10 protein-coding genes are annotated in these 10,913 nt (G+C 68.6%); 5 read left to right on the top strand and 5 right to left on the bottom strand.

All coding sequences use genetic code 11. The features are described 5' to 3' along the window. Positions 1-175 precede the first annotated feature (175 nt). The gene (locus ACIQCS_RS20105; RefSeq protein WP_345848208.1) at positions 176-1,861 is read left to right on the top strand and encodes a carbamoyltransferase C-terminal domain-containing protein; all 1,686 of its coding nucleotides are present in this window, start codon (positions 176-178) and stop codon (positions 1,859-1,861) included. Between the two features lie 78 nt (positions 1,862-1,939). Here ACIQCS_RS20105 and ACIQCS_RS20100 read toward each other — a convergent pair whose 3' ends face one another. After that, positions 1,940-2,365 carry an organic hydroperoxide resistance protein gene (locus ACIQCS_RS20100; protein WP_345848210.1) on the bottom strand — a complete coding sequence of 142 codons (426 nt, stop codon included), beginning with the start codon at positions 2,363-2,365 and terminating at the stop codon, positions 1,940-1,942. A 138-nt stretch (positions 2,366-2,503) separates the two neighbouring features. On the opposite strand from ACIQCS_RS20100, the gene ACIQCS_RS20095 reads away from it, so the two are divergent. Both ACIQCS_RS20095 and ACIQCS_RS20090 read left to right on the top strand, forming a co-directional pair. After that, positions 2,504-2,941, top strand: a complete 438-nt coding sequence (locus ACIQCS_RS20095; protein ID WP_345851999.1) for a MarR family transcriptional regulator — start codon at positions 2,504-2,506, stop codon at positions 2,939-2,941. Positions 2,942-3,599: 658 nt separating this feature from the next. Next, positions 3,600-4,769: a saccharopine dehydrogenase NADP-binding domain-containing protein gene (locus tag ACIQCS_RS20090; protein ID WP_345848211.1), complete on the top strand. Its 1,170-nt coding sequence runs from the start codon at positions 3,600-3,602 to the stop codon at positions 4,767-4,769. Here ACIQCS_RS20090 and ACIQCS_RS20085 read toward each other — a convergent pair whose 3' ends face one another. Both ACIQCS_RS20085 and rnr read right to left on the bottom strand, forming a co-directional pair. Further along, positions 4,770-5,084, bottom strand: coding sequence for a hypothetical protein (locus ACIQCS_RS20085; RefSeq protein WP_345848213.1), 315 nt, complete (start codon positions 5,082-5,084; stop codon positions 4,770-4,772). A 144-nt stretch (positions 5,085-5,228) separates the two neighbouring features. Continuing rightward, the gene (gene rnr / locus ACIQCS_RS20080; protein WP_345848214.1) at positions 5,229-7,460 is read right to left on the bottom strand and encodes a ribonuclease R; all 2,232 of its coding nucleotides are present in this window, start codon (positions 7,458-7,460) and stop codon (positions 5,229-5,231) included. Positions 7,461-7,514: 54 nt separating this feature from the next. Between rnr and glpD the strand changes: the two genes are divergently transcribed. Continuing rightward, positions 7,515-8,963, top strand: coding sequence for a glycerol-3-phosphate dehydrogenase (gene glpD / locus ACIQCS_RS20075; RefSeq protein ID WP_345848216.1), 1,449 nt, complete (start codon positions 7,515-7,517; stop codon positions 8,961-8,963). A 150-nt stretch (positions 8,964-9,113) separates the two neighbouring features. Further along, entirely contained in the window at positions 9,114-9,446 is a 333-nt protein-coding gene (locus ACIQCS_RS20070; protein WP_280280573.1) for a PilZ domain-containing protein, read from the top strand. An 88-nt stretch (positions 9,447-9,534) separates the two neighbouring features. Here ACIQCS_RS20070 and ACIQCS_RS20065 read toward each other — a convergent pair whose 3' ends face one another. Together ACIQCS_RS20065 and ACIQCS_RS20060 are read right to left on the bottom strand one after the other, a co-directional pair. Further along, a complete protein-coding gene (locus ACIQCS_RS20065) occupies positions 9,535-10,542 on the bottom strand; it encodes a pectinesterase family protein (RefSeq protein ID WP_345848219.1) in 1,008 nt (335 codons plus the stop codon). Continuing rightward, a complete protein-coding gene (locus ACIQCS_RS20060) occupies positions 10,539-10,859 on the bottom strand; it encodes a hypothetical protein (RefSeq protein WP_345848220.1) in 321 nt (106 codons plus the stop codon). The genes ACIQCS_RS20065 and ACIQCS_RS20060 overlap by 4 nt, the downstream gene beginning before the upstream one ends. Positions 10,860-10,913: the final 54 nt, after the last annotated feature.

Below are 10,913 nucleotides of genomic sequence, written 5' to 3'. Positions count from 1 at the left end.
CGCTACCAGATACGACCGGCATGCCACAAACTACCTCGCTGCCATCGCTCTCGTAGCCCTTATCACCGCGTGGCTTAAATGAGTCCTCAACCTAGCCCCGCGGCGGATCGAACCGCGCTTCCCACACCCGATCCGGTCTGCTTCACTCGCCGCGGGGAGAGGGTACGGGGCAGGAATGGAAAAACCGGTTTACGTCCTCGGCACGGGGCTGTCGCACAATGGCTCGGCGGTGCTGCTGCGGAACGGCCAGGTCGCGGTCGGGATCGAGAAGGAACGGCTCACGCGCCGCAAGCATGACGGCGGCAACGACAGCGACGCCATTCGCTATTGCCTGGACGCCGAGGGGATCGCCCTTGCGGACATCGCCCTGGTCGTCCAGTCGGCCAATTTCGACGTGCCGCCCCGGGCCCGCTTCCATGGCCCCCGCCTGTTCGCGGACGATGCCCATCCGCCGATCGCCACTATCTCCCACCATCTCGCCCATGCCTGGAGCGCGGCCGGCACCAGCCCGTTCGGCAGCTGCGCGATCCTGGTGGTGGACGGCTGTGGCAGCCCGCTTGCGCAATGCACCGACCTGGCCGGCGCCGCCCTGCCGGACGAGCTCACCGGCCCCGGCGCGCCGATGTGGTGCGAGAAGGACAGCTTCTACCATTTCGACGGCCGCCGCATGACGCCGCTCGTCAAGGATTTCAGCCCGCTCGACCACGGCGCCGATCGCTTCCGCATGAACGCGACCCGCCACTCGATCGGCGGCTTCTATTCGGCGGTGAGCCATTATGTCTTCGGCAATCTCGACGATGTCGGCAAGCTGATGGGCCTGGCCCCCTATGGCCGCCCCGGCGCGGTGGATGCCGCCGCCTTCGAGATGCGCGAGGGCCGCATCTTCGTCGCCGATGCGTGGAAAGCGGCGCTCGATCGCCCCGCCTCCGGCCATGACGCCTTCCGCGCGGACTTCCAATATTATGCCGACATCGCCTTCTGGGCGCAGCGCCAGGTGGAGGCGGCGATCGCCGCGCTGTTCCAGGACCGGCTCGCCCGCTTCCCCGCAAGCCAGGTCTGCTATGCCGGCGGCGTCGCGCTCAACGCCGTCGCCAATGCCCGGCTGCTCGAGGACGGCGTGGTCGACCAGCTTTATATGGAGCCCGCCGCGGGCGACAACGGCATCGCGCTCGGCTGCGCCTATCATGGCTGGATCGAGCTGCTCGGCCAGGAAAAGGCGCCGCACGACGGCGGCACCTGCTTCGGCCGCGCCTATGGCCCCGCGGCGATCCGCGCGGCCCTGGCCGATGCGCCGGACGACTGGGAGGTCACCCGGCCCGAAACGCTCGCCGCGCAAGTCGCCGCCCTGCTCGCCGAGGGCAGGACGGTCGGCTGGTTCCGGGACGGCAGCGAATTCGGCCCCCGCGCGCTCGGCCGCCGCTCGATCCTCGCCCATCCGGGCTGGCCGGGCATGGGCGACCATATCAACGCCAACATCAAGTTCCGCGAGGATTTCCGCCCCTTCGCCCCGGCCGTGCTGCCCGAGCACGCCGCCCGCTGCTTCGAATCGGGCCGCGACAGCCCGTATATGATCCTGGTCGATCGCACCCGCGCCGAACTGGCCGGGGCGCTGCGCAACGTCACCCATGTCGACGGCACCGCGCGGGTCCAGACGGTGCAGCGGAACTGGAACCCCGAATTCGCAGCGCTGCTCGACGCGTTCCATGCGCGGACCGGCATTCCCGTGCTGCTCAACACCAGCTTCAACCGGCGCGGCATGCCGATGGTCGAGCGCCCGGAGGAAGCCGTCGCGCTGTTCGCCGAGACGGCGCTGGACGCGCTCGTGCTGCAGGACGTGCTGGTGCGCAAGCGGACCGGCTGATCCCGATCGGCTGCCGGCCCGGAGCGGCACGGAGGCTCCATGCCCGGCGGACCGGCAGCGATCGGGCCAAGCCCCGCCTCAGGCGATCGTCAGCCCCACATCGAGGTTGTTGCGCGTCGCGTTCGAATAGGGGCAGATCTGGTGCGCGGCCTGGACAAGCTTCTCGGCATCGGCGCGCTCCACGCCGGGCAGGCTGACTTCCAGATCGGCGGTGATGCCGAAGCCGCCCGCCGCGCGCGGGCCGATGCCCACCGTCGCGGTCACGCTGGTCTCGGCCGGAACCTTGATCTTGAGCTGCATGCCCGCGACCTTCAGCGCACCGATGAAACAGGCCGAATAGCCGGCCGCGAACAGCTGCTCGGGGTTGGTCCCCTCGCCGCCCGCGCCGCCCAGTTCCTTCGGCGTCGAGAGCCTGGCGACGAAGCGCCCGTCCTCGCTGCGGGCCTCGCCGTCGCGGCCGCCGGTGGCGGTAGCGCGGGTGCTGTACTTTACGTCAACCGACATGCTCGATCTCCTCATTCATAGTTTGCGATATCATTTATCGCGATATTGTTCAGCTAATGCGCGAGTCGGGCCTTGTCCAGCGAATTCGTTATCGCGATATGGTTTTTGATGCTATCGGCCCCGGCCAAGGAGACGAACATGCCCGCCGCGATGCCCCTCGACGATCAGCTCTGCTTCTCGCTCTATGCGACGAGCATGGCGATCACCCGTGCCTATAAGCCGATGCTCGATCGGCTCGGCATCACCTATCCGCAATATCTGGTGCTCCATGCGCTGTGGGAGCAGGACGGCCGCACCGTGGGCGCGGTCGCCGACCGGCTGGCGCTCGAATCGAGCACGGTGACGCCGCTGGTGAAGCGGCTGGAAGCGGCGGGCTTCGTCACGCGCGAGCGCAATCCGCAGGACGAGCGCCAGGTCCAGGTGCGCCTCACCGATCGCGGCCGCCACATGCGCGAGGAATGCGGGTGCCTGGCGGAGGAACTGCTGGTCCGCTCGGGAATGCGCGGCGAGGACCTGGGGGCGCTCAACCGCGAAGTGAAGACGCTGTGGAACGCGCTGCGCGAGACGCGGGGCTAGGTTGAGGACTCATATTCTTCCTTCGTCACCCCGGCCTTGCGCCGGGGTCCCGCTATCTCGCCAGCACAGGAGGAAGCGGGATCCCGGCGCAAGGCCGGGATGACAGTAGAAAATCAAATACTTGCTTGGGTTCTCAACCTAGGGTCAAAACCCGATCAAGGCTTTGATTTATTTCGTCATCCCCGCGCAGGCGGGGATCCAGGGCCAGGCGCGGCACAAGTGCAAGGCATTCCTGGCACTTCCTGAGAGCGTTCGCGCGGTGGTGCCGATATCCCGCAACTACCCTGGATCCCCGCCTGCGCGGGGATGACGGCTATCGGGCACGCCTTATCCCAAGGGGATAAACTTGTCCCGAGGGGATAAACGCCAACTTGTTTCAGGGTCCAACGCCCCACAAGCGACATCCGTCGCGGCACCTTGGATGCTGAAACGAGTTCAGCATGACGAAGAAGCGCCGAATGGCCGATACGCTACGTCAATCACCATACCGCCTCTTCCAATGTTGGAATTTCCCTGCTTCACTGAAGCCGTCACTCGCCGCGTCGCTTCGGAAGCCGGGCAGGCCGCCCGCACTCCCATGCACACATGCGAGTGCGCCAAGAGATTCAATGAATCGTTCAACCAGCCGGTTGAGCGTCGAGGAGCAGGAAACAGGCAGATGGCAGACCGCGAGTTCGATATCATCGTCTATGGCGCCACCGGCTTCACCGGCCGCCTCGTCGCGGAATATCTCGCGGGCCATTATCCGGACGTGAAATGGGCGATGGCCGGGCGCTCGCTCACCAAGCTGCAGGAGGTCCGCGACGCGATCGGCGCGCCGGCCTCCACGCCGCTGCTCACCGCCAATGCCGATGATCCCGCCAGCCTGAAGGCGATGGTGGCCCGCGCCACGGTGGTGATCACCACGGTGGGCCCCTATCAGCTCCATGGCGAGGCGCTGCTCGCCGCCTGTGTCGAGACCGGCACCGCCTATGTCGATCTGTGCGGCGAACCGGCCTGGATGGGCCAGATGATCCGCAAGTACGAAGATGCGGCCAAGGCCAGCGGCGCGCGCATCGTCTTCTCCTGCGGCTTCGATTCGATCCCCTTCGATCTCGGCGTGTGGGCCGTGCAGCAGGCGGCGATCGCCCGCTTCGGCAAGCCGGCGCCACGGGTGAAGGGCCGGGTGCGGGCGATGAAGGGCACTTTCTCGGGCGGCACCTTCGCCAGCGGCAAGGCCTCGATGGCCGCGGCGGCCAGGGATCCCGCGATCCTCAAGCTGATGCTCGATCCCTTCGCGCTCACGCCGGGCTTCGAGGGGCCGGCCCAGCCGAACGGCATGGTGCCCTATCATGACGAAGCGGTCGACGCGTGGGTCGCGCCCTTCATGATGGCGGTGATCAATACCAAGAACGTCCATCGCTCGAACTTCCTGGCCGGTCAGCCCTATGGCGCGGACTTCCGCTATGACGAGATGCTGGTCGTTCCCGGCCTGGGCGAGATCGGCAAGGCGGCGGCGGAAGCGCTGGCCAAGGTCAATCCGATGGCCGCGGACAAGGGACCGGCGCCGGGCGAAGGGCCGAGCAAGGAAGAGCGCGAGACCGGCTTCTACGACCTCGCCTTCGTGGCGGAGATGCCCGAGGGGCAGCGCCTCTCCGCCACGGTGAAGGGCGACCGGGATCCCGGCTATGGCTCGACGAGCAAGATGATCGCCGAGAGCGCGCTCTGCCTGATCGAGGATGTGCCGGCGGCGGGCAAGGGCGGGATCTGGACGGCGGGAAGCCTGATGGCCGCGCCGCTGGCCAAACGGCTCGAGGCGCGTGCCGGCCTCAGCTTCGCGGTCGACTGATCAGTAGAACAGCATGCCGACCCCGGCGATGGCGAGGCAGAGGACGATCACCACCGGCACCATGATCGCCCGGGTCCGGTCCAGCTGCTTCCGGAAGGCGGGCAGGTCGAACCAATAGCGGCCCGCTTCCGCCTCATGGACGAGGCCGGCGCCGCGCATGCGCTCGAACTGGGTCCGTTCGATCCGGTCCTGCGGCACGAAGGCGACCGCCTCCTCGGCGGTCACCGCATGCTGGGCGAAGAAATGCGCGCGGATCCGCCGCCGCGCGCGCATGGCCAATGCGCCGATGGAGACCGGAGCATGGGATCGGAACATCATCTGAGCGCCGCCGGCCCATCCCGCGTCGCTGCGGCGGCGCGGGCCGGGACGAAGAGGACGGGCATCGACATCGGGTCGGTTCCCCCCGAATATGAGGATGCGAGCATAAACCCCTGCGCCCGCCGGTTCAATCGTCCTCGCTCAGCGGCTCTTGTGCCGGATGTTGGGCGGCCGGCCGCGGCGCTTGATCGGGCGGGGGCGCCCCTTGCCGCGATCCCTGGCGAAGGCGGACGGGCCCGCCGAGCCCTTGCCGTCGGGCAGCTCGAAGCGGAGCGCGCCGGAGACCGGATTGGCCTCCACCAGCCGGAGCCGGAGGCGCTGGCCCAGGGTGAATTCCTCGCCGCTCTCGTCGCCCACCAGCCGCTGCCCGGCTTCGTCGTAGCGGAAATATTCGGTGCCCAGGTCCCGCGCCGCCACCAGCCCGTCGCCGCCCACGCCATCGACGGTGGCGAAGAAGCCGAAGCTCTGCACGCCGGTGATCCGCGCCTCCAGCACCTCGCCGACATGGTTGGCGAGATAGGCGGCGACATAGCGGTCGATCGTCTCCCGCTCGGCCTCCATTGCCCGGCGCTCGAGACTGGAGATGCTCTCGCCGATCCGCTCCATCCCGGCGGCTTCCTCGGCGGTGAGCCCGCCGGGGCCCAGCGCATAGGCCTCGACCAGCGCCCGGTGGACGATCAGATCGGCATAGCGGCGGATCGGCGAAGTGAAATGGGCATAGCTGCCGAGCGACAGGCCGAAATGGCCGTGATTGGCGGGGCCGTAATAGGCCTGGGTCTGCGTCCGCAGCACCTGCTGCATCACCTGCTCGCGGAAGTCGCTCTCTCCCACCCGCTCCAGGATGCGGTTGAAGGTGGCCGGCTTGATCACCTGGCCCAGCGCGAACTCGATGCCGAAGGTCTTGAGATATTCCCGCAGCGCGACGAGCTTCTCGCGGGCCGGCGGCTCGTGGATGCGGTACATCACCGGCGCCTTCTTCGCCTCCAGCGCCTTGGCCGCGGCGACGTTCGCCGCGATCATATAGTCCTCGATCAGCTTGTGGGCATCGAGCCGCTCGCGCGGCGCCACCGAGAGGATGCGCCCCATCTCGTCGAGCACGATCCGCCGCTCGGGCAGATCGAGATCGAGCGGCTCGCGCTTGTCGCGCGCCTTGTTGAGTGCCGCCCAGCAGCCCCAGAGCGGCCGCAGCGCGGTCTCGGTCAGCGGATGCTCCAGCTTCCCGTCGATCGCCGCCTGGGCGTCTTCATAGGCGATGTTCGCGGCGATGCTCACCACGGCGCGGGTGAAGCGCCAGCTCTTCAGCTCGCCATGCCTGCCGATCTGGAGGTGGCAGGCGAGCGCTGCCCGATCCTCGCCCTGCTTCAGGGAACAGACCTCGGCCGAGAGGATCTCGGGCAGCATCGGCACGACGCGATCGGGGAAATAGACCGAGTTGCCGCGCTTGCGCGCCTCGCGGTCCAGCTCGGAGCCGGGGCGGACATAGAAGCTGACATCGGCAATCGCGACCACCGCCTTCCAGCCGCCTTCGTTCTTCGGATCGTCGTCGGGCGCGGCCCAGACCGCGTCGTCATGATCGCGGGCATCCGCCGGGTCGATCGCGACGATGGGCAGATGGCGAAGGTCCTCGCGCTTGCCGAGATCGAGGCGCGAGACGCGCTCGGCCTCGTCGAGAAGATCCTCCGAGAAGACATTGGGGATCGAATGCCGGTGGATCGCGATCAGCGAGAAGCTGCGCGGCGCGAAGGGATCGCCCAGCACCTCGACCACCTTGGCGGTGATCCGCGGCGGCCGGCCCGCTTTTTCGGCAAGGACGAGATCGCCCGATTCGGCGCCGCCGGCATCGGAGACCGGCCAGTTGCGCCGCTCCTTCTTTTCCACGCCCTGCAGCCAGAGCCGCCCGGCCTCTTCCTTGAGCACGCCGAGCATCAGCTCCTCGCCGCGGGCGAGCTTCTTCATCGGATGGGCGATCCAGCCGTTGCCGGCCTCCTCGGTGCGGGCAAGGATGCGGTCGCCGATCGCCAGCGCCGAGCGCTTGCCGCGGGCCTCGCGGACCCGCAGACGCGGCACGGGCACGCCCTCGGCCTCCCAGCGCTCGGGCACCGCCCAGGTCGTGTCGCCATCGGCATCGGTGATGCGCAGCACGGTGACCTTGGGCACGCCGCCCATCCTGTGGAAGGCGCGGCCCGGGGCGACGTCGATCAGCCCCTCGTCGCTCATGTCCTTCAGCAAGGCCTTGAGCAGGATCTTGTCCTGCCCATGCAGCCCAAAGGCCTTGGCGATCTCGCGCTTGCCCGCCGGGGTATCGGAATTGGTGATGAAATCGAGAATCTGCTGCCGCGTGGGCAGCCCTGCTTTGATTTTGGTTTTTGCCATTGGCCCCCAAGATAGGGACTCGCGGGCTCGCTGCCAACGCCGTAACCTGCCTCCGTGGCATATGACCTGCTCATCACCGGCGGCGGGATCAACGGGTGCGCGATCGCCCGTGAAGCCTCGCTGCTCGGGCTCAACGTGCTGCTCGTCGAGAAGGACGACCTGGCCAGCCATACCAGCTCGGCCTCGACCAAGCTGATCCATGGCGGGCTGCGCTATCTCGAGAGCTACGAGTTCCGCCTGGTCCGCGAGGCGCTGCACGAGCGCGAGCGGCTGCTGGAGGCCGCCCCCCACCTGATCCGCCCGCTCACCTTCGTGCTGCCCCATGCCCATGCGGTGCGGCCCTGGTGGATGGTCCGACTCGGCCTCTATCTGTACGACGCGCTGGCGGTGGGCGGCAATTCCACCCTGCCCCGTTCGCGCGGCCTGCACGCCAGGGACAAGGCCTTCACCGATCCGCTGGCCAGCACCCATAGCGGCTTCGTCTATTCGGACTGCCGGGTGGACGATGCCCGCCTCACCCTGGCCAACGCGCTCGATGCCGCGCATCACGGCGCCGAGATCGCGACGCGGACCGAGCTGCTGGCCGCGCGGCGCGACGGCGGGGCCTGGCATGCCGAGCTGTCCGACGGGCGCACCGTCGAGGCACGCGGGCTGGTCAACGCGGCCGGTCCCTGGGTGCGGCACCTCCTCGACAAGCTGGCTATTGCTAATCATTCGCGGATCCGGCTGGTCAAGGGCAGCCATATCGTGGTGCCCAGGCTGTACGACGGCGACCATGCCTATATCCTCCAGCAGCCCGACCGGCGGATCGTCTTCGCCATTCCCTATGAAGGCGACTTCACCGAGATCGGCACCACCGACATCCCGGTCGACCGGCCCGAGGACGCCATATGCTCGCAGGAGGAGCGGGCCTATCTCTGCGAGGCGGTGAACCGCTATTTCACCCGCCAGATCACCTCCGGGGACATCGTCTGGAGCTGGTCCGGCGTGCGGCCGCTGCACGATGACGGCGCCGCCCGGGCCCAGTCGGTGACGCGCGACTATGCGCTCGAGCTCGACGAGAACGGCCCGCCCCTGCTCTCGGTCTTCGGCGGCAAGATCACCACGGCGCGGGCGCTGGCCGAGGAGGCGCTGGCGAAGATCGGGCCGGCACTCGGCGCCAAGGTCGAGCCGGTGACGCGGGCCCGCGTCTTCCCCGGCGGCGCGATCGCCGATTTCGACAGGTTCGTCGCCACCGTCAGGACGCGCTGGCCGTTCCTGGGCGATGCCCGGGCCGAGCGCATGGCCCATGCCTATGGCTGCAACCTGGCCGACATGCTGCGCGACCGGACCGAGCTGGGCGAGGACCTGGGCGCCGGGCTCACCGCCACCGAGATACGCTGGATGCGCGACCATGAATGGGCCCGCACCGCCGAGGACGTGCTGTGGCGGCGCAGCAAGCTGGGGCTGCATGCCGGACCGGAGCTGGCGGAACGCGTGACCAGGGTGCTTGAGGAGAAATGATCGCCACCCTGCTGGCCATGGCCCTTGCCGGCAGCCCAAAAGAGTGATCGTCACGCGCGCCAGCCGCCTCCACCTCGAGCGCTATGCCGGAGGAGGACCTTAAGCGCTTGTTAAACCGTCCGCGGCAGGGTCGTGCCGGGGCGGAGAGAGATGGCGACCAAATTCTCGCAATATCGGACCGTGACACCCGCGCTCGTCGAACAGCGCGCGGCGACGCGTCATCGTATCCTCGTCACCCGCGCCACCGTGACGAAGCGCGGCAACAAGCCGGTCGAGGCGATGCTCCACGATCTCTCGGTCTATGGCTGCCGCCTCGCCTGCGCGGCCCCGCACCGCGCCGGCGACAAGGTATGGCTCAGCCTGCGCGACGACCTGCCCGTGCCGGCGACCATCGTCTGGAACGACGGGGCGCATATCGGCTGCCGGTTCGATGATCCGATCGAGCGGAGCCTGGTGCGCCAGCTGACCCTGGTGATCCGCTAAGCCTGTATTTCCAGCATTCCAAAGAGCGGCCGGCCGATTCCCGGCGCGACCACGGAAACAGACGCAATCCTACATTGCAAGTTCCCGCCTAGAACCCGATCACATTGGCCCGGGTGAAGCGCTTCGCCGCCTCCGCCGTCAGCAGCCGCCGATCGGTTCCGGCGGGGCCCGCGCCCGGCCCGGCGCTCGCGAATTCCCAAAGCCGCGCCTCGGGCGGCGTCAGGCGGCGCGGCTCGCCATCGGGGCCCTTGTAGCCCATCCAGGTCCAGCCCTGGCGGCGGACATGGGCGTCCATCCAGCAATGGAGAAACGCCGCCTGACCGGTGAGCGCCATGTTGCCGCCGGCGCGCCAGGGGCGGCCGAGCCAGGTCGAGCCATCCGGCACCCCCGGCTCGCGGCGGAGGCGGCAGCGGGAAAATACCAGGCCGAACTCCTGCGAGGCCGGGGTGCTGGGCGCGGCGACATAGCCGAAGCCGTCGGCGTTCGGGACATAACGCGTGACGAGCTCGCAGCGTTCGAACCAGGCCGCGGCGCCGCCGAAGATGAAGTCCACCCCGCCGACGATGCGGCTATCGGCGATCAGGGTGCGGGCCTGGAGGTAGAAACTGTCCTGAAAGCCGAGCAGCACGCAGCGATCGATGGTGGTGCGGTCCGCCTCGCGGCCCACCGCCAGCGCCACTGCCTGCGCGCCATTGCCGGCGCCGTCGCGCCGCGCGCCGACATAGTCGAAGCTGTTGGCGATGGTGAGGCCGCGCAGCGTCACGTCGGGCGCGGCGATGGTGAGCGTCCCCGATCCTCCGGTCCCCCAGCTGCCGCCGCCGGGCTTCGCCGTGCCGGCCGCGGTGCCATATTGGAGGATCGTGCCGGGGCTGCCCTGGAGGGTGACGCCGGGCGCGCGCACCGTCAGCTTCTCGGTGAAGATGCCGGGCCCGAGCAGGATGCGAAAGGGCCGCCCCGCCCTTTCCGCCCGCGCCAGCGCGGCACCGAGCGTGCCGGTGGCGGGATCGACCACCGCATCCCAGGGCTCGCCAACCCGCGCCGCCACCGGCAGCGGCAACGTCAGCGTACCGGCGAGCAAGGCGCGCCGCGCGATCATCCGCCCCGGCTTCCCCACGCGTTCCCGTGCCCAACCGGGGCCGAGCACCCGGCGGAGCCGGCCAGGGGCCGCAGGCTGCGGAGAAGCCGGTCAAGCGCCGTCGGATATTGGCTGCGCCTTTGGTCGCTCCGATAGAAGCTCAGATATGCTGCGAAGGGCCGCTCTCGAAACACGAAGAACAGCGCGACGGTTCGCTCGCCCGGCGCGTTGGCATCGCAGCTGGCCTTGTCGACGAGCTTGCCGGTTGCCGTGACACCATAGCCCTGCGCCGAGGCGGAGGTCACGAACAGGCTCAGCACAAGGGCAAGAAGTTGCATGACTGCGCTCCCGGTAGCGATGCCGTTCGGCTCTCTGAAACATACCCTGGCGTT

It is taken from the genome of Sphingomonas sp. NPDC092440, assembly GCF_044754985.1.
Lineage (GTDB): Bacteria > Pseudomonadota > Alphaproteobacteria > Sphingomonadales > Sphingomonadaceae > Sphingomonas.
Note: the sequence above shows the minus strand (reverse complement) of the source record. Positions and strands in the feature narration are given on the sequence as shown.